This is a genomic window from Natronospirillum sp., from assembly GCF_022565775.1.
GTDB lineage: Bacteria > Pseudomonadota > Gammaproteobacteria > Pseudomonadales > Natronospirillaceae > Natronospirillum.
The window spans coordinates 74,817-94,336 of record NZ_JAIUMC010000004.1 but is presented as its reverse complement, the minus strand read 5'-3'; the positions used below and the strand labels follow the sequence as shown (position 1 = coordinate 94,336).

The 19,520-nt window shown below is 61.5% G+C and carries 16 protein-coding genes; 3 read left to right on the top strand and 13 right to left on the bottom strand.

Annotation, left to right across the window (positions count from 1 at the left end; genetic code table 11):
- Positions 1–290: 290 nt before the first annotated feature.
- Complete coding sequence (locus LAT62_RS02375) at positions 291–2,417, top strand: alpha-galactosidase (protein ID WP_293378367.1); 2,127 nt, start codon at positions 291–293, stop codon at positions 2,415–2,417.
- 208 nt (positions 2,418–2,625) lie between these two features.
- Here LAT62_RS02375 and LAT62_RS02370 read toward each other — a convergent pair whose 3' ends face one another.
- The 10 genes from LAT62_RS02370 to LAT62_RS02325 form a co-directional block, all read right to left on the bottom strand.
- Positions 2,626–4,650: an ASKHA domain-containing protein gene (locus tag LAT62_RS02370; protein WP_293378364.1), complete on the bottom strand. Its 2,025-nt coding sequence runs from the start codon at positions 4,648–4,650 to the stop codon at positions 2,626–2,628.
- A gap of 266 nt (positions 4,651–4,916) precedes the next feature.
- Complete coding sequence (locus LAT62_RS02365; protein WP_293378361.1) at positions 4,917–5,831, bottom strand: dihydropteroate synthase; 915 nt, start codon at positions 5,829–5,831, stop codon at positions 4,917–4,919.
- On the bottom strand, positions 5,828–6,883 hold the full coding sequence (locus tag LAT62_RS02360) for a methylenetetrahydrofolate reductase (RefSeq protein ID WP_293378358.1): 1,056 nt from the start codon (positions 6,881–6,883) through the stop codon (positions 5,828–5,830). The genes LAT62_RS02365 and LAT62_RS02360 overlap by 4 nt, the downstream gene beginning before the upstream one ends.
- Positions 6,880–7,341 carry a methylenetetrahydrofolate reductase C-terminal domain-containing protein gene (locus LAT62_RS02355; protein WP_293378373.1) on the bottom strand — a complete coding sequence of 154 codons (462 nt, stop codon included), beginning with the start codon at positions 7,339–7,341 and terminating at the stop codon, positions 6,880–6,882. The genes LAT62_RS02360 and LAT62_RS02355 overlap by 4 nt, the downstream gene beginning before the upstream one ends.
- Positions 7,342–7,401: 60 nt before the next feature.
- Positions 7,402–7,740 carry a virulence factor gene (locus tag LAT62_RS02350; RefSeq protein ID WP_293378355.1) on the bottom strand — a complete coding sequence of 113 codons (339 nt, stop codon included), beginning with the start codon at positions 7,738–7,740 and terminating at the stop codon, positions 7,402–7,404.
- Positions 7,740–8,363, bottom strand: a complete 624-nt coding sequence (locus tag LAT62_RS02345; protein WP_293378352.1) for a DUF1638 domain-containing protein — start codon at positions 8,361–8,363, stop codon at positions 7,740–7,742. Before LAT62_RS02345 ends, LAT62_RS02350 begins: the two co-directional genes overlap by 1 nt.
- Positions 8,360–9,070 carry a corrinoid protein gene (locus tag LAT62_RS02340; RefSeq protein WP_293378349.1) on the bottom strand — a complete coding sequence of 237 codons (711 nt, stop codon included), beginning with the start codon at positions 9,068–9,070 and terminating at the stop codon, positions 8,360–8,362. The genes LAT62_RS02345 and LAT62_RS02340 overlap by 4 nt, the downstream gene beginning before the upstream one ends.
- Positions 9,071–9,181: 111 nt before the next feature.
- Positions 9,182–12,283: an efflux RND transporter permease subunit gene (locus tag LAT62_RS02335; protein ID WP_293378346.1), complete on the bottom strand. Its 3,102-nt coding sequence runs from the start codon at positions 12,281–12,283 to the stop codon at positions 9,182–9,184.
- A gap of 1 nt (position 12,284) precedes the next feature.
- Complete coding sequence (locus LAT62_RS02330; RefSeq protein ID WP_293378343.1) at positions 12,285–13,511, bottom strand: efflux RND transporter periplasmic adaptor subunit; 1,227 nt, start codon at positions 13,509–13,511, stop codon at positions 12,285–12,287.
- 132 nt (positions 13,512–13,643) lie between these two features.
- Complete coding sequence (locus LAT62_RS02325) at positions 13,644–14,639, bottom strand: serine/threonine protein kinase (protein ID WP_293378341.1); 996 nt, start codon at positions 14,637–14,639, stop codon at positions 13,644–13,646.
- Between the two features lie 152 nt (positions 14,640–14,791).
- Here LAT62_RS02325 and LAT62_RS02320 point away from each other — a divergent pair, with 152 nt between their 5' ends.
- Both LAT62_RS02320 and LAT62_RS02315 read left to right on the top strand, forming a co-directional pair.
- The gene (locus LAT62_RS02320) at positions 14,792–15,736 is read left to right on the top strand and encodes a Rho termination factor N-terminal domain-containing protein (protein ID WP_293378338.1); all 945 of its coding nucleotides are present in this window, start codon (positions 14,792–14,794) and stop codon (positions 15,734–15,736) included.
- A gap of 101 nt (positions 15,737–15,837) precedes the next feature.
- A complete protein-coding gene (locus tag LAT62_RS02315) occupies positions 15,838–16,227 on the top strand; it encodes an ectoine synthase (protein WP_293378335.1) in 390 nt (129 codons plus the stop codon).
- 31 nt (positions 16,228–16,258) lie between these two features.
- Here the strand turns inward: LAT62_RS02315 and LAT62_RS02310 are convergent, their stop codons facing one another.
- The 3 genes from LAT62_RS02310 to LAT62_RS02300 are packed head-to-tail and all read right to left on the bottom strand — an operon-like array spanning position 16,259 to position 19,427.
- Complete coding sequence (locus tag LAT62_RS02310; RefSeq protein WP_293378332.1) at positions 16,259–17,320, bottom strand: sensor domain-containing diguanylate cyclase; 1,062 nt, start codon at positions 17,318–17,320, stop codon at positions 16,259–16,261.
- The gene (locus LAT62_RS02305) at positions 17,320–18,525 is read right to left on the bottom strand and encodes an NAD(P)/FAD-dependent oxidoreductase (protein ID WP_293378329.1); all 1,206 of its coding nucleotides are present in this window, start codon (positions 18,523–18,525) and stop codon (positions 17,320–17,322) included. Before LAT62_RS02305 ends, LAT62_RS02310 begins: the two co-directional genes overlap by 1 nt.
- Entirely contained in the window at positions 18,522–19,427 is a 906-nt protein-coding gene (locus tag LAT62_RS02300) for a LysR family transcriptional regulator (RefSeq protein ID WP_293378326.1), read from the bottom strand. Before LAT62_RS02300 ends, LAT62_RS02305 begins: the two co-directional genes overlap by 4 nt.
- Positions 19,428–19,520 lie beyond the last annotated feature (93 nt).

Here is a 19,520-nt window from a genome sequence, read left to right as displayed (position 1 = left end):
GGTCGAGCTGTCAGGGATGACGTTTTTTGCGTGTCTCACAGGTATGTACCCGAGCTTGGCGACGGTCCGCGGGGCTGTAACTAAAGGGTGGCTGACCGGTCGGGCCCGTGGCACAGAGGCAACGGCGGATAATCGCGCACGGGGTGCGCTCCTACCGACAAGGGTGCCCCCATCAGGCGGCACTGGCTCCACCCGAAAATTGGGGCACCAACCTCTATGAAAACGTTCTCAAAGCTCTGGTTTCGGGTTAGGATGAATGACAGATTCAGCCTGGAACCCGGAGCCACAGCATGCAGGATGTGTATCACCTCAAAGGCCAGCACAGCAGCCTGATCATCGGTGCGCCGAACGGCGGTGTGCCGACGGTATTGTACTGGGGCGAAGCCCTGCCCGATGCGCTGGACCACGCCCAGCTTGGCCTGCTGCAGTCCCTGCCTCACCCTGCCGGCTTTCTCGACAGCATTCCGCCACTCAGTCTGGTGCCGGAAATGGGCCGCGGTTTTCACGGCCAGGCCGGCCTGCTCGGTCAGCGCAAGCGTCGCGACTGGGCGGGCCAGATGCAACTGGACCAGGTCGACGTCGACGAAGACGGCACCCACCGGCTGCGCTGTGTCGACCCGCAGGCCGGCCTGCAACTGGATATCCGGGTCAGTCTGAATCAGCAAACCGAGGTTGTTCGCCTGTCCGCCGAACTGACCAATACCGGTGATACCCCTTATCAACTGGACCATCTGGGCCTGTCCGTGCGCCTGCCCTGGGAAGCCGACGAACTGCTCACCTTCCACGGCCGCTGGATTCAGGAATTTCTGACCGAACGCCAGCCCTGGCCACTGAGCCCGGTGCTGCGCGAAAATCGGCGGGGCAGGACGTCCCATGCCAGCTTCCCGGCGATGATAGCCGGCGAGCCGCACTTTTCCGAAAACCGTGGCCAGGTCTGGGGCCTGCATCTGGGCTACAGCGGCAATCACCGGCTGGTGGCCGAGAAGCTGCTGGATGGCAACCGGCATATTCAACTGGGCGAATGGCTCTATCCCGGTGAAATCGAACTGTCAGCCGGGCAGACCTACCGTACCCCCGAGACCTTCGGCACATGGTCAGGGCGCGGGCTCAACGGCCTGTCGCAGCAGTTCCATGCCTTTGTGCGGGAACAGATACTGGACCTTGATGTCACGAAAAGGCCCAGACCGGTGCACCTGAATACCTGGGAAGGCATCTATTTCGACCATAAACCGGAACAGCTCAAGGCCATGGTACGCCACGCCGCCGATGTCGGGGTGGAGCGTTTCATTCTCGATGATGGCTGGTTCGGCCGCCGCGACGACGATCACGCCGGGCTGGGCGACTGGTTCGTGGATGAACGCAAGCATCCCGGCGGGCTGGGCTATCTGATCGAGGCCGTGCACCAACAGGGCATGACCTTCGGCCTCTGGTTCGAACCGGAGATGGTCAACCCGGACTCGGATCTGTATCGCGCCCACCCGGACTGGATTCTGCAGGTCGAGGGCTACGATCAGCCGTTGGGCCGCCATCAGTATGTGCTGGATATCGCCAAACCCGAGGTGTTTGCCTATCTGCTGGAGCGCCTGGACAGCTTTCTTACCGAGTACGCCATCGACTACATCAAGTGGGACATGAACCGTGATCTGGTTCAGCCCGGCAGCAACGGCATTGCCGGTGTGCATGAACAGACCCAGGCGCTGTATCGCCTGCTGGCCGAACTGCGGCAGCGCCACCCGAGCGTCGAGATCGAGACCTGCGCCTCGGGCGGCGGCCGGATCGACTTCGAGATACTGCGCCATACCCAGCGCATCTGGACCTCGGACTGCATCGACGCCCGCGAGCGCCAGCGCATTCAATACGGCTATTCACTGTTTCTACCGCCGGAGATCAACGGCTCGCATATCAGCGCCAATCCGAGCCACACCACCGGGCGCAGCCTGAATCTGGGCTATCGACTGATTACCGCCATGTTCGGCCACATGGGTCTGGAGCTGAATGTGACCGAGATGTCGGACGCCGAAAAAGCTCAGGTCAGAGCGCTGGTGGATCTGTACAAGCAGCATCGCAGCCTGCTGCACACCGGCACCTTCTGGCGGCTGGATACCGCCGACCCGGCGCTGCAGGCCTATGGCGTGGTGTCCGGCGATGGCAGGTCGGCACTGTTTGCGGCAACCACGCTGGAGCTGCAGAAGCAGATGCTGCTGCCACCACTCCGGCTGCAGGGGCTCAAGCCGGGCACCGACTATGAGCTGTCCTTCTGGATACCGGACGGGGCACTTGGCCCGCGCACCGGGCAGTCCGAGCTCGAGCAGGCCGGCGGCGGGCGCTTCAGTGCCGAGCTGCTGATGCAGGCGGGGGTGCAGTTGCCGATTCTCAATCCGGAGAGTGCTTTGTTGTTGGCTTTGAAGGAAGTTTGAGAGTTGGAAGTTGTGAGTCGACAGTGCACAGAAGACAGTTGTAGGCAGTGGCCCTTGGCCACGCATGCGTGAGCGAGACTCGAACCGTCGGACCGCACCGCCTACAGGGTGGCACTGTTGTAGGCGCTGCTTTAGCTGCGCTCTGCGGCGAAGCCGCCCTGACGGGCCCCGTGCGTGGCCGAGGGCCACAGCCTACAGGGTGGTGCTATCAAGCCACGCGCTTGCGTCTGCGCCGGCGGCGACTGCCGTCGTCGTCCCGTTCGATGAATCGGGGTTCGGGCAGGGTGAACCTGCCGCGCAGGTGGGGAAAGGCATCGGTCTTGTGCGGTATCGCCATGGCATTGATGAAATGCTCCTGAAAGCGCGCTTCCACGGCCGTTTCTATCTTCTCGACCTGCTGTACCTGATCTTCTATTTCGTGCCGGGCCTTCTTGTTCAACAGCGCAATGCGCGCGCCGGTGCTGGCCGCGTTGCCGACTGACCGCACATTCTCCAGCGGGCAGTCCGGAATCATGCCCAGAACCATGGCATATTTGACGTCGATATGGCTGCCAAAAGCACCCGCCAGGCCGATGCGCTCCACCGAGTCGACACCCAGCTTGTCCATCAGCAGACGAATCCCCGCATAGAGGGCTGCCTTGGCCAGTTGAATGGCCCGTACATCGTTCTGGGTAATGCTCAGGGTGCGCTCTTCATTGTGGTCCAGTACATAGGACCAGGTGCGGCCGTCGGCCACGATGCGCTCGCTGCGCGCTGCCAGGCCGCCATCAACAATGCCGTCCTGGGTAATGATGCCGGCCAGATACATCTCGGCCATCACCTCGATAATGCCGGAGCCGCAGATGCCGGTAATGCCCCAGGCCTTTGTTTCCTCGGCAAAGCCCTCCTCATTGGACCAGAGGTCGGAGCCGATCACCTTGAAACGCGGCTCAAGAGTTTCCGGGTCGATACGCACCCGCTCGATGGCGCCATTGGCCGCGCGCTGGCCGCAACTGATCTGCGCGCCCTCGAAAGCAGGGCCGGTGGGGCTGGAACAGGCGAGCAGCCGCTCGCGGTTGCCCAGTACAATTTCGGCATTGGTACCCACATCGACCAGCAGCGTCAGCTCCTCGTTCAGATAGGGGGTTTCGGAAAGAATGATGGCCGCGGTATCGGCGCCGACATGGCCGGCAATACAGGGCAGCACATAGATGCGAGCATTGGGGTGGATGAAGAGGTCGATCTCGGTGGCCCAGAGTCCGGACACGCTTTCGCCAGTGGCCAGCGCAAAGGGCGCACCGCCCAGTTCGATCGGATTCACGCCCAGCAGCAGATGGTGCATGATCGGATTGCCGACAAAGGTCACCTCGATGATCTCGGTAAGATCAATGCCTGCCTCGTTCGCCAGTTCGAACGCCATGTCATTCAGCGCCTGGCGCACCGCGCGGGTCATTTCTTCGTCGCCGCCCGGCTTCATCATGATATAGGACACCCGACTCATCAGGTCTTCACCAAAGCGGATCTGCGGGTTCATGCGCCCGGAAGAGGCGACCACTTCGCCACTTTGCAGGTTGCACAGATGAGCCGCAATGGTGGTGGAGCCGATATCGACCGCCATGCCGAAGATACGGCTCTGAAAGCCGGGCCAGACGGCGATGATGCGCTGGTCATCATAGATAGCGGCAGTCACTTTCCAGTCGCCGCTGCGCAAGGCCCCCTGGACCTCCTGCACGACACGGATATCCGACCAAAGCTCCTTCAGCCGCCATTCGAAATCGAGTGCGTCCTTGAGGCGGCGCAGGTCGGAGGTAGGCAGGTGCATGTCGGGCTGCTGCACTTCGACATAATAGAGCCGCACGATGGGGTCGAGTTCGATGTCGAACACTTCGGCCCGCTTGCGCACGATCTGGCGGTGTACCTGGCTTTCGGCGGGCACGTCGATGACGCAGTTGTCGAGCAGTTGCGAAGAGCAACTGAGGCGGCGTCCGGGTTTCAGCGGGCCGCGGCGGCGGATGAACTGCTGTTCGTTTTCGGCGCTCGGGGTCAGGCTGTCGGCGCTGGAGGCAATGCCGTGTTTGGAAAATTCGCCCTCGCAGACGGTAACCTGACAGCGGCCACAGAGACCGCGGCCGCCACAAACGGAATCAATGTCGACGCCCAGGGCGCGCGCTGCCTGCAACAGGGGCGTGCCCACCGGAAAGCGCCCTCGCCGGCCGGATGGGGTAAATACAACCAGAGCTTCCTGTTCCGACATGCGTGTATCTCCTGCCCTTTTTGGTTTGGTGCCTGGTGGGTCCATTCGGTCAGCCAGCCAATGGGCCACTTCGCGGCCTGGCGCGGCCAAGGCACGCGCCTACAGGGTGGCACTTTTGTAGGCGCTGCTTTAGCTGCGCTCGGCGGCGTCAGCCGCCCAATCAAAATAGCCACCGGTGGTGAGGCCACCGGCCAGAACGCTGTTCCCTGTCGACTGTCCTCTGTGTACTTTCGACTTTCGACTCACAGCTCCCAAACTTCGAAATTCTAAACCGCCGCCCGCCGGCGGCGGGTCTGGCGGCGGCCACGGCCGGCGCTGCCGTCGGCATTGGCGGCCGGTGGTTCGCGGAATTTCTGAATCCAGCGCCCGCAATCCGGGTCGTGTCCCATCAGCACATCGGCTCCCATGATCGATGTCATGATTTCAGCATGCAGCGGATTGGTGATCGCCGACGTCATGCCCGAGGCAATAGCCATGCTCATGAAGGACGCATTGATGCCATTGCGGTTGGGCAGGCCAAAGCTCACATTGGACGCCCCACAGGTGGTGTTCACCTTGAGCTCCCGCTGCAACCGGTAGCACAGCTCGAACACCTGCCGCCCGGCTGTGCGCACCGCACCGATGGGCATCACCAGCGGGTCCACCACCACATCACTGGCTGGGATGCCATAGTCGGCCGCGCGCTCCACAATTCTCTTGGCGATCGAAAAACGCACTTCCGGGTCTTCCGAAATGCCGGTTTCGTCATTGCTGATCGCCACTACCGCCGCACCATACTTCTTGATCAGCGGCAAGACGGCTTCCATGCTCTCTTCTTCACCGGTCACCGAGTTCACCAGCGCCTTGCCCTGATAGACTTCCAGGCCAGACTTGAGCGCATCGCGCACCGAGGAATCGATCGACAGCGGCACATCGGTCAGTGACTGCACCAGCTTGATGGTCTGGGCCAGAATCGCCGGCTCATCGGCCAGCGGAATACCTGCGTTGACGTCCAGCATGTGGGCGCCCGCGGCAATCTGATCGCGCACATCCTGCTCTACCCGGGAAAAGTCTCCGGCCGCCATTTCAGCCGCCAGTTGCTTGCGGCCCGTCGGATTGATGCGCTCACCAATCACTACAAAGGGGCGATCGAAGCCGATTACGACTTCCTTCTTGTGCGAACTGATAATGGTATCGGTCATGCGGTGGTCTCCTCCTGCACAGCGTCCGGGGATTCGGGATTGAGTTCTTCCGGGTTGTCACGGCCGGGATACCAGGGCACACGGCCTTCCAGTACTCCGGTCTGTTCAATGATCTCGGCCACCGTGTGTTCCTGCCGGTAGGCCATGACATGTACACCGCTGACCCCGGGAATCTCGCGGATCTGGTGAATCAGGTCCTTGCAGATGGCAACACCCTCGGCTTTCTGGTCCTGCGCGCCTTCAATGCGCTCGATGATGGCATCGGGGATGTGCACGCCGGGCACATTGGCTCTGATCCAGCGCGCCGCCCGGGCTGAGGCCAGCGGCCCGACACCCACCAGGATAAATGCCCGATTCGGACCTTCCAGCAGCCCCAGGTCATTGACCTTGAGCATGAAGTTACGCAACAGGTCGATGTCAAAGCAGTACTGCGTCTGGAAGAACTGGGCACCGGCCGCGACCTTCTTGGCCAGCCGATGCGGTCGAAAATCCAGCGGCGGCACGAAGGGATTCTCCGCGGCGCCGAGAAACACCCGGGGCGGCAGGTCCAGCTTGCGACCACTCTGAAAACGCGACTCGTCACGCATGGTGCGTGCAATCTCGAGCAGCGACATGCTGTCCAGATCGAACACCGGCTTGGCGCCCGGATGATCGCCGGCCTGCACACCGTCACCGGTCAGACAGAGGATGTTGCAGGCGCCCATGGCGGCCGCACCCAGTATTTCACCCTGAATGGCGATGCGATTCCGGTCGCGACAGGAGATCTGCAAAATGGTTGCGTAGCCGACCCGGGTCAGCAGAGAGCAGACGCCGACACTGGACATATGGCAATTTGCACCCGAACCATCGGTGGCATTGATTGCATCCACATAGCCGTCAAAAATGGCCGCTCGTTTCAGAACCTCGGCCGGGTCGGCAGAATCCGGTGGGTCCATTTCGGTGGTAACGGCAAACTTGCCGGCGCGCAGCACGCGCTCAAGTCGGCCGGGGGAATAGTGGCCAGGCAGGATGGGCAGCGAGTATCCGGGGATGGGTTCATCATCAAATTTCATACCCGTGTCTCCTGTTGCGCACTGTCACCCGAGCGCGCGATAATCCGCTCTTCCCGCTTCTGGCGAGCCACACGCAGCCAGGATGACGTGCCTTCCAGTTGAAAATCGACCGCTGGCTGGACTTCATGGATCCGAGCGCCGCCATCGCTGGACATGCGCTGGCTGCCTTCCCAGGCCTCCACCCAGACACACTTCATGTCCGGCTCGACCTCGCAGTTGCCGTTCTGGCGCACACCGCCGCACGGGCCGTTGCGCAGTTGTTTCGGGCAGTTCATCGGACAGGACATGCCGGTACTGCTAAGCGCACACTGGCCGCACATCTGGCAGTCAAACAGCAGGCCCTTGACGCCGCGTTCCACGGCCGCCATCGGCTTCTCGACACGCTGATAACCGAACAGCCGCCATACCGGGTCAAGTCGGGTTACGATCGGTTCGAACAGGTTGTAGGTCCACTCCATCAAGCGAGAATGTCTTACTGCCCAGCGTCTGACCGAATACATGGCAATTACCCCCGCGCTTCAGCAGTGGCCGGCATTGGCCGGGACGTCACCGTCTGCCGGCTCATAGAGGCCCTTGTTGCGAATCATGCGCTTCAGATCATCGTCGGAGTACAGCGCTTCCAGCCGCTCGGCTTCGGCGCCGGCTTCCGCTTCCAGGTCTTCTCCGCAGGGGCGTGGCTGGGTGCGCTGCCAGTCTGACAGGTAGGCCTCGGAACCGCCCTTCCCGGCACGCATGGCGGCCCGGTCGATGGCCCACTGAAAACGATCCGACAGTTGCACGCGGGCGCTCTGTCGGCCCTTCTTGCAGATGATCTGGGCGGGAATATCGCGCCACATGACGGTTATGAGATGAGCCATTAGAAAGTCTCCGCGGTAGGACGGTCGGAAGTTGCATTGACGAAGCGCAGCAACGAGGTGGATAGGTCGCCCAGTCCGGTATATTGCTGTCTGTATTCAAGGCCAAGAGACTCTGCCGCAGCGCGGGCCAGAGGCTCCAGCGCCGGATCTGCACTCTGCGTCAGCCAGAGCAGACGGCGATAATGACCAAAATAGAGGTCGCGCAGCTCGGGATGGGCGCGCAGCCCCAGTTCCTGCATGACCAGGCGCTCGAAGTGGCGCGCCAGAAAATCGGTAAGGTAGAAGGTGCCCGGCTCCTCGGCGGCCAGTTCCGCAAACTGTTCCGGCCCGGCATAGAAGGCATAGCAGTGAGCACCTGGCAGGCGCTCTACCTGCTCTTCGGCCAGCACGCGATCCAGTGCGCCGCCAGTACCACAGTCACCATAAGCGACGAACAGGGCACTGTAGTGACCGCGCGCCTGCTGAATGGCAGAGCGCACGGCTGCCGGAATACGCTCCGGCCGGTTGTGCAGGTCGGCGGGCAGACACTGAATCTCCACCCAGGTCCAGCCATTGGCCTGCTTCAGCCCGGCAATTTCGCGGGCCAGAGCACCACAGGCGATGATCAGCGAGCGGGCGCTCATGCTGTCGCTCGACTGGCCCGACGCTGCTGAATCAGGGCCTTGGCCGTTTCCACCGCCACACCGGCATCGCGGCAATAGGCGTCGGCACCGATGGCATCGCCGAACTCTTCATTGAGCGGTGCGCCGCCAACCAGCACGATGTAGTTGTCGCGGATGCCCTGCTCCACCATGGTGTCGATCACAACTTTCATGTAGGGCATGGTGGTGGTGAGCAGGGCCGACATGCCAAGGATGTCCGGCTTGTGCTCTTCGAGAGCTTCCAGATAGGTTTCGACGGGGATGTTGATGCCGATATCGACCACTTCGAAGCCGGCGCCCTCCAGCATCATGGAGACCAGATTCTTGCCGATATCGTGAATGTCGCCCTTGACGGTGCCGATGACGATCTTGCCGATACGCTCCACGCCAGTCTCTGCCAGCAGTGGGCGCAGCAACTCCATGCCGCCCTTCATGGCATTGGCCGACATCAGCACCTCGGGGACGAAGAGAATGCCATCGCGGAAGTCGACGCCCACGATGCGCATGCCTTCGACCAGAGCCTCATCCAGCACCCGATTGGCTGACCAGCCACGTTCGAGGAGAATCTCGGTACCTTCCACAATCTCTTCACGCAAACCGTTGTAGAGATCATCATGCATCTGCTCGACCAGTTCATCGTCGGGCAATGTACTGAGGTCCAGATCGTCTTCTTCGTAATCGTCGGTCATGGGCTTCGCTCCTGTCCAGGTTATCCGGCGCACCGGATTTACCAGTTATGAGCGAAGCGTATCCCGCACCCCTGCTGCAGGATGATTTGCCAGCGACCTAACCTTGCCGATTCACGACACCCAGCGCACAAAGCGCTGTGTACCCTCGGTGGCACTCTGCAGGTAGCTCAGAATGCAGGGAATGACCAGCAGAACCAGAATCGCACCATAGCCCAGGCCAAACGCCAGTGAGGTCGCCATGCTGCGCACCAGTTGCGCCTGTACCGAGGTTTCCGACAGGATCGGCACCAGCCCCATCACCGTGGTCAGCGTGGTCAGGATGACCGGGCGAAAACGCTGACAACTGGCTTCGACGATGGCCTCGCGCCGGTCCCAGCCATCGGCCAGCAGTTCCCGATAACGGGAAATCAGAATGATGGACCCGTTGATGACTATACCCGCCAGCCCGAACAACCCGAACAGCGACAGGAAGTTCAGATCCAGTCCCAGTATCCAGTGGCCGAAGATGGCCCCGGTCATGGCAAAGGGAATCGATGTCATGACGGCCAGCGGCCAGGTATAGGACTGGAACATCCAGGCGAGAATAAGGAATATCAGCGCCATGGCGGCATAGGCTGCAACCACCAGATTGTCCAGCAGTTCGGCGGCATCCTGACCCGTTTCATAGTCGGCCGTGAGGCCATACTGGGCGAGAAGTGGAGGCATGATGGTCGACTCGATGGTCGCCTGGATACTGCCCATGTCGACGCCTTCGTCGGCAGGGTCAGCCGTCACGGAGACGGCCTGGCGTCCATTCTCGCGCGCAATGGACGCGGGTTCTTCCTGCTCCGTGAAGCGGGCCACCTCGCTGAGCGGCAGAGTCGTGCCATTGCCCAGCCTGACCGGCAGCCAGGCAATATAATCGAGTTGCCGCCGGGACGCTTCATCCAGTTGCAGCCGCACATCCACGTCTTCGCCAAACTGGGTAAAACTCTGCACCAGAGCCCCATCCAGGGTGGCGGCCAGTTGTCCGGCCAGGGCCTGCTCACTGATGCCCTGGGCTCTTGCCTCCGGCAACAGATCGAGGCGTACCTGCCGGGTGGTGGGCGGCAGTGTGTCGCTGATGTTGCGCAGTTCGGAGAAGTCGGCCAGAACGGCGGTCAGCACCTGGGTGCCGGCGCGCAACTGTTCGGCATCATCCCCGGCCAGACGCAGCGTCAACTGACTGGACGAGGCGCCGCCTCCGCTTTCACTTTCGATACGCAGTCGATCGACCGACTGCGGGCGCTCCACCCGCTGCTCCCATTCCGCCAGGAAACGGTTGTTGCTGAACGGACGGTCATCCGGTGAGGGCAGCCTGGCCATGAAAAAGGCATCCCCCGAATCCAGATCATATTCATAGTAGAGATCACGAATCAGGGTGGACATGCCCAGGTCATGCTGCTGGCGCAATGCCTCGTCGGCGCCCGCCAGGCCACTGCGCATCTGTTCGATAAACGCCAGAATATCCTGCTCTGTCGCACCCTCGACAAACCGGACTTCAGCGAATACTTCTTCCGCCTCCACATCCAGTTCCTCGGAGAACTGCACCACCCCGCCGGCCACCATGCCCAGCGAGACGATCAGCAGGCCAAGCGCCAGGCTGACACTGATCAGGCGCTGGCGCAGCATGAAGTTGATAAAGGGACGGTAGTACTGTTCTCTGACCCGATGCTCCAGGGCATTGATGCGCTGGCGCAGCCTTGTTTCCGTGCGCCCGCTGGCCCGCGCGAAACTCATGTGCAGATGCCCGGGCAAGATCAGAAAACACTCGATCAGCGCTGCGGTGATCACCATGATGATGACCAGCGGGATGGGCCGCAACAGCTCACCGAACATGCCGGGCACAAACAGCAGCGGCGAAAAGGCCGCAATCGTGGTCAGCGAAGACGCCACGATGGGTGCATACATGCGACTAACGGCCAGACTGGCCGCATCCTCGCGGGCTACCCCGCGCTCCAGCATGGACTGGGTTTCTTCACCCACCACAATGGCGTTGTCCACGATAATGCCCAAGGCCATCATCATGGCGAACATGGAGAAGAAGTTCAGCGACCCGCCGGACAGGTACAGCAGAGCGAGAGTCCCCAGCAGTGCCACCGGAATGCCCATGGCCGTCCAAAAGGCAACGCGCAGATTGAGCAGGATAAACAGTGTGCCCAGCACCAGCAGCAGGCCATAGAAGCCGTTGGTCAGCAGCAGTTCGACGTTGTCGCCGACGAACTCGGAGTTGTCGCCGAACACATAGACATCCACCCCGCCGGGCAGGTCGGCCACCGCCTCGTTGTGCCAGGCATGATAAATCTCCGATGTCTCCATCGAGTCCATGCCAGCCGAGCGGAATACCTGCACCAGAACGGCATTGCTGTCATCGAAGACCAGTCGCTTCCGGGGGTCATCAGCCTGGTCACGGACTGTCGTCACGTCACCCAGGGTCAGGTTGTCACCCACCGGAATCCGGGTCAGTTCAAGTCCGGTCATCCGGCGCTCGCCGGTGATCAGGCTGCGCCGGCTCTCGTCTTCACCGGCCTGACCGGCAGTAAAGCGGTCATTGACCTGACGAATCTCGCTGGCCAGATCATCCAGTGTCCACCCATGGCGCGACAGGGTTTCCGGCGTCACCTCGAGACGGATGATCGGGTCTTCCAGGCCTTCAACCTGAATATCCGGTATGCCGCGACGCTTGAGGTCGGTTTCCATCTGGTCGATAAAGGGCCGCAGATCCGAAACCGCCCCGTCGTAGGACAGGATGGTGAAGATAACCGGTTCCTGAAATTCGTATTCGCGGATCGTCGGCCGATCGGCCCCGCTGGGCAAGGAAGCGCCATCTACCGTGCTGCGCAGTTCGCGCATGGCAGCCTCCATGTCAATGCCGACATCGAAGTAGACACTTAGCGCGGCATAGCCGTCCCGGGTGTCCGACGTCACGCGGTCGACCTCGTCCAGGTCCATGATGTCCTGTTCGAGGGGCTCGGTAATGCGGTCTGCCACCGCCTGTGCACCGGCCCCGTCCCAGGCCACCGTCACGGCGGCGGCACCCGGTGTGATGTCGGGGAACAACTGCATCGGCAGTCGGGTCATGCCGAGAATCCCCATCAGCACAACAAACAGCATCAATAGATTGGCGGCGACCCGGTGGCGGGCAAAATAGGCCAGCAGCGGTGCTTCCCGCAGGGCTTCAATGAGTCGAGTCATATTACGGCTCCTCGACACCTGACGGGCTGATCACCTCACTCACACTGACGGACTGACCGTTCAGCGCGCTGGGCAGCCGCGTGACCAGAATGCGCCCGGATGCAGGCAGATCCCCGGCACTGATCAGCCAGTATTCACTGCCGTTCAGCCAGGTGGTGCCCTGCGGCTCAATGACCACTGACGACAGTTCTTCCTCCTCGGTGATCAGGAAGACACGGTTGCCCGCATACAGGGACGAGGCGGGCACCGGTTGTACATTGTCCAGCGCGGGCCGCTGCACTCGGGCCGAGCGGGTCTCGCCCGGGGCCCAGTTGAGCGCTTGCGGCAGTGGAAACTCGACATAGCGACTGGCCGACCCGTCTGTGACATGGGCGGCGCGGCGCGACAGACTAACCCACTGCTCGGCCAGCCTGGCCTCCAGCTCGGCACTGTCCCGATCAGGCGCCGGAACACGCCATACCCGGCTTTCAGGTGCATACAGGGTGACCAGTGGCTGGCCGGCACTGACCTGCTGCCCGATGGACGTATCCACTGATTCCACAATGCCATCGAACGGGGCTGCCAAAGCGGTCCGCTGCTGGCGGTCCTGCAGCCGCTCGAGGTTGAGTTGCAGGCGCGCTTCCTGGAGTTCGAGGCGCTCCAGTTCCAGCGGCTGCTGGCTCAGGGCACTTTCCGTCTGGCGCAAAGACTGGCGAGCCTGAATAGCGCGCGACTCGGCTTCTTCCAGCGCCGCTTCGGTGGAGGCGCCCCGCCCCCGCAGGCCGCGCTCACGCTCCAGCGCCCGTTCCGCCTGAGCCAGCAGCTCCCGCTCCAGCACCAGCAGCGCCTCGTCGGCGGCTATCTGGTCACGAATCTGTGCCCGCGACAGTTCAAGCTCGCGCAATTCGGTTTCATTCTGCGCCAGATCCCAGTCCAGCTCGCGTGTATCCAGACCAATCAGCGATTCTCCGGCGGTCACCCTGTCACCTTCGGCGACCGGCAGCGCCAGCACATCGGCGGCGATCGGTGCCGTCAGTTCAACGCGCTGACGCGTCACCACCTGTCCGACCCAGTCCATCTGCGGCCGATAGCTGCCCGGCTCTATTTCAAGGGCAGTCACTTCCGGCGGGGGCGCGGCTTCGGCATCCTCTTCCGTTTCCGGACCTCCATTGACCATCCAGACGGCCAGCCCGACTGCTGCGCCAAGAATCAGCAGCGCCAGCACAATGCGCACAATGCGTTTCAACATGAATCCCTCGATGTCCGTTCCAATCTCAATCTGCCAGCCCAATCCGGCGAGTGCAGCAGTGTGCCGTCTGCACCTCACCAGATAAGTGACGTTTGTCCTCCATACAATTTGTTTACAAAATGTCGGTACAGCCTACCAGAGTGTGAGCGGTGGCTCCTGCAGCGCCTCGACATGCTCGCGCAGTGTCATGATGTGCTCTCCCCAGTAGCGTTCGTCGCCAAACCAGGGGAAGTGCATGGGGAAGCTCGGGTCTTCCCAGCGCCTTGCCAGCCAGGCGGCGTAGTGCAGGCTGCGCAGGGCGCGCAGTGGCTCAATCAGCGCCAATTCGGCAAAGTTGAAGTCATGGAACTGCTGATAGCCTTCCATCACATCCGACAGCGCCCCTGTCTGGTGTGCCCGATCACCCGTCAGCAGCATCCAGAGGTCCTGAATGGCGGGGCCATTGCGCGCATCGTCCAGATCCACGAAATGGGCGGCACCGTCGCGCCAGAGAATGTTTCCCGGATGGCAATCGCCATGCAGTCTTATGGGGGTAAAGGACACGGCGGCAAATGCGGCCTCGATGCCTTCCAGCAATGGCATGGCCACGGCTTCGTAGGACGGCAGCAGCGACTCGGGCACCGCACCGGACTGCACCAGAAACGACACGCTGTCTGTGCCAAAGCTCTGTACCGACAGGGTGGGTCGGTGCTGGAAGGTGCGTTGCGTGCCCACCGCATGCAGGCGCCCCATCAGGCGGCCCAGCACTTCGAGATCGTCAGCGGCTTCCAGGTCGGGGGCCCGTCCGCCGCGTCGCGGATAGAGCGCGAACATGAATCCTTCGTGCTCAAACAGGGACCGGTTGTCATTGTCCCGCCAGGGCGCCACCACGGGCACGTCCAGAGCGTCCAGTTCAGCGGAGAAATCATGTTCCTCCTGAATCTGCTCTGCCTGCCACCGACCCGGTCGGTAGAACTTCACGATCAGCGGGGCCTCGTCTTCGATTCCAACCTGATACACCCGGTTTTCATAGCTGTTGAGCGGAAAAATACGGGCATCACAGACAAAACCCAGGCTCTCGACCGCATCCAGAACGACATCCGGTGTCAGGCTGCTGTAGGGATGCTGGACAAGCGTTGCTTCATTCATGGTCGTTTCAGGCCAGAGCGGTTGGAAATCCTGAGCAGAGAGTACGGTATGGCGGGAACACTGACAATCATCCATGGCAGTGGTTACAACGTTGGCAACCTGTCCGGCTGATCGCTATAGTGACTACAGAGCTCCGACCAAGGAACAATCAGATGACTCAATTGTCCTCTGCCAGCCTGGAATGGCTGTGGGATTTCGACAAGCAGAAGCCACACATCCGTCACTGGCCCGCGGTCACTCAGGGCGCAGTGCACATTCATGATGTCAGCGACCTGTCCGAATTGCGCCGCGCTGCCGCATCCGTCCGGGATGTGGATGAGTGGACGGATACCTGGCGTCGCCTCATGCCAGCCGAGCAGATCAGCGTGGCGGTCGATACCCTGGCCGACATGATTGATCACAACCGTGAAAACTGTCTCGGTGAAGCGGCCAACCTCAAGGGCTTCAGTGAGTCCATTTTTGCCCTGGCACGCGGCGAAATACTGACCACACTGCCCTTCCCGGCGCGACTCGCCCTGCTCAGTGACGGGCTGGCCAATATAGAAACCTCCGGCCACGACCATGATGTGCGCGAAAGCCTGCAGGAACTGACCGTGTCGGATTTGCAGACGCTGGCCAAACAGTCCGAGCGCATTCCTCAGCGCCTGCGCAAGGCGGAACTGATCGATGCGCTGGTGGCTGCGGAAGACAACGGCGAAATCGAATTGCCGCTGGGGGACATTTCGCCCGCCCCGCCCTTGCACGGCTGGCTGGAAGGCCTGATACAACAGTATGTGCGCACGCTGAAAGTCAGTCTCGACCACTCTGTGTACCCGAGACGCTTCAAGGAAGCGGTCTGGCGGCAGGCCATTGATCAGGCCTCGATCGACGCCCTGCGCCGAGCCCTCGAACTGGAGTACTGGGCCGTACTGTCTGCCGAAATAGAAGACACAGAGCCCGAGGAAGGGGCGGAAGAGCCTGAAGACAACGCCACACTGCGCGCCGAACCGCGTCCCGCCGTAGGTGCCTGGGAGCCTGCGGTTGCCCGTGACGACCGCGATGCTGCCGTGATGTGGCTGGCTGTCGCCTTGCTGGTGCTGGGCTGGCTGTTCTTCTGAAGCGCGCAGCCTGAGACGACTGGAATCCGCGTCTGGCGCCTATATCGATACCTGTTGTGGTAGGCTAGGCGTCCCTGTTTCATAGTTTCGGAGATTTCAGCATGAAGATCGTACGCCTGGAAGACATTATTGGTACCGACAAGGAAGTGGAAGGACCGGGCTGGACCAGCCGCCGCCTGTTGCTGAAAAAAGACGGCATGGGGTTTTCGTTTCACGAAACCATTATCCCCGCCGGTGAAGAGCTGCATCTGTGGTACAAGAATCACCTGGAAGCCGTGTATTGCGTGGCCGGTAACGGCAGCATCGAAGACAAGGCTACCGGTGAAGTGCACGAGATCAAGGACGGCACCCTGTACGCCCTGGACAAGCACGACCAGCATATTCTGCGTGGCGGCACCGAAGACATGCGTCTGATCTGCGCGTTCAACCCGCCGGTCACCGGTCGCGAAGTGCATGATGAAGACGGCTCCTACACGCTGGTCACAGACTGACGGCACAAGAACCGCCGGGGCTGGTCAGCACTCAGTCGGCACAGACGACCTGATTGCGACCCGCCTCCTTGGCGATGAACAAGGCTCTGTCGGCACGGGCGAACAAGGCTGAAAAACTGTCTTCCACGTCGTCCGGGCCGCTACTGGCCACACCCACACTGATGGTCAGGGCGGCCACCCCGCTAGAAAATTCCAGCGTAACCGCTTCTATACTCGCGCGAATGCGTTCGGCAAGCTCATCTGCCGGAATATTCTCTGCCGTCACCCAGATGGCGAACTCCTCACCCCCCAGGCGAGCCGATACACTCTGCCTTGGCACCTTGCGCTGCAGCACATCAGCCACCCTGACCAGGGCCTGATCGCCCGCCTGATGCCCATGGTGGTCATTGACTGCCTTGAACCAGTCCAGATCCAGAATGATCAGGGCGCCTGCCGTACCGTCAGTCAAATCAGAGTCCACGGTTTCCATCAGATAGCGCCGGTTGTAAAGCCCGGTCAGAGGGTCGTGGTTGGCCTGCCAGTGCAGCCTTTCCTGCATCACCGCATTGGTCAGCAGCAAGCTGGCGATCTCCAGGGCGGCCCGATAGCTTTCGGGAAACGCTCTGGGGTAATCGCAGAAATCGAAACCCAGGATGCCCCACCACTCCTGCTTCAGCATGATGGGCACCGTCAACATGGAGCGCACACCCTGGCGCCTCAGTTCTTTACCGAAGCGGCCCGGCAGATCATCCACCTGATGGGCCAGCAGTTCGCCGCGCAGACGGGCCTCGTACACTTGCCGGGAAAAGTCATCAGCAACCTCAACCCTTTGGCTGTGCAACACCGGGTCGTCAATGTTGGACAGGTCGGGGCGGGCTGCCCACTCGCTGATATAGCGGGTGACATAATAGTCAGGCCCATACTCGAGAGTGCGGAAGATCCAGACCCGACTGGCGCCGGTATGAGCACCCAGCGCCGACAGGAAATCGCTGATCCCTTCGCGCCAGTGGGTATGCTGGCAAAGTTTTCGCGCGGCATGCGACACCGAGACAAACAGATCGGCATCCGACCCTGATGCGAGTGACGTTCGTGGCTGTTGCCTTCTGTCTTGCATCAGACTGCTTCTCCTGCGGCATGACCCGACGACCAGGCCCACTGGAAATTGTAGCCGCCCAGGTGGCCGGTGACATCAAGAACTTCGCCAACAAAGTACAAACCGGGATGAATCTGGCTCTCGAACGTCTGTGAGGAGACGCTGCGGGTGTCGATACCCCCCAGAGTGACTTCGGCGGTTCGGTAGCCCTCCGTACCCGCCGGCTGAAAATCGTAGGCGTGCACCCGGGCTGCCAGCCGCTCGAGATCGCCACGCCGGATATCCGCCAGGCGAACAGTACCCATATCTCCAGCCAGCCATTCGGCCACCCGCCGTGGCAGGCGCTGCGCCAGCCAGGCTGCCCAGGTCTGACTGCCGTTTTCCCGGCGGGCGTCGGGCCAGTCTGTCAGGATATCTCCCGCCGGCCACCAGTTGATCCGCAGGCGCTCACCGGGCTGCCAGTAGTTGGAAATCTGCAGCACCACAGGCCCGCTGAGACCGCGGTGGGTGAACAGCAGGTCGCCGGTCCACTGGCGCGCCTTCACGTTCAGGGTCACCGGCAGGGCAACACCTGACAGGTCAGCCCAGTGTGCCCGGTCTTCCGGGCTGGCGGTAAAGGGCACCAGTGAGGCGCGGTAGGTGACCAGCGGATAGCCCATGCTTTCGGCCCACTGCATGCCCCAGTCGGTGGCGCCCAGCGTGGGGATGCTGGGCCCGCCGGTGGCTATCACCAGTGACTCGCAGCGCCAAAGCCCCTCGGTTGTGCCCACCTCCCAGCCGCTTGCAGTCTGGCGGATGTCCTGCGGCTCACAGTTCAGGTGCAGAGACACCCCGGATGACTCTGTTTCATTCAGCAGCATCTGCAGAATATCCTTGCTGCTGTGGTCACAGAACAACTGGCCATCGGCTTTCTCATGCCAGGGTATCCCGTGCTCGGACACCAGGCTGATAAAGTCCCACTGTGTATAGCGCTTCAGCGCCGATTTGCAGAAATGCGGGTTCTGCGACAGAAAATGCCGGGGCTCCACCTCCAGATTGGTGAAATTGCACCGCCCACCGCCGGACATCAGTATCTTCTTGCCCGGCTTGTTGGCCCGCTCCAGCAGCGCCACAGTGCGCCCGCGCTGACCCGCAACCCGGGCGCACATGAGCCCGGCTGCACCGGCGCCAAGGATCAGGACATCCACATGCCGCACACTGCGGCCCTCTGCCTTGCCGGCGCTCATGCCAGTTCCTCGGCCCATGTGTCGGCAGCACTGCGGGCGATCGCCAGGTCAGCCAGACTGGAGGCCAGTGCTGCATCATAGCTGGCCGGCCAGGACGCCGTGAATTGCAGGTCCGGCAGTGGAATCGGCACGTCCAGTTCCAGCAGTTCGCCGCGTTCGAGAAATTCCCGCACAATGATCGGCGGCATGACACTGATGCCGGTTTTGGCCATGGCCAGGCGCGCCAGGGTCCAGATGGAGCTTGAACAGTGAATACGGGCACCGTCCAGGCCATGCTCGTCCAGTTGAAACCGCAGGTCGCGATAGGGTATGGAGCCACGCGAGAAACTCAGCAGCACGGTGCTCCGCAACAGGTCCATCACCTGTCCGGATGCCTGCTCGAGCAGGTCCGGGTGGGCAACAAAAGACATCGGGTAGCGGCAAAGGTGGCGGTTGATGATGTAGTCCGAATCCACCGGGCCCATCAACAGGGCCAGATCCAGCTCATGATCAAGCAGTTTGTGCTGCAGCCCCGGTGTGCCATCGACTTCCATTTCAATGGTCATGGCCGGATAGCACTGGGAAATTTCAGTCAGATAGTCCGGCAACCAGCTTTGTGCAATGGTCTCCACAACGCCCAGGCGAAACACGCCCCGATAATCCGAAGGATTGCGAAACCGGTCTACGGCTGCCTGCCGCTCCTCGAGCATCTGCTCGGCCTGGCGGAACAGCTCGCGCCCCTTCAGGGTGGGCATTACCGGCCGGTGGTCGCGCAACACCACCTGCTCGCCCAGGTAGTCCTCGAGCCTTGCCAGGCGCTCTGAAATCGACGGCTGGGTAATGTGCAGATGGTCTGCTGCCTTGCGGAATGAGCCCAGTCTGACAATCCATACCAGGGCTTCAAGCTCCCGGAAATCGATCATGATTTCGACCTCATGATAGGTTTCTCCGATCGTTGATCATCTAAATTTCTGATTTGATTTATCATACAGCCAGAGCAATAGTGTTTACCAGAC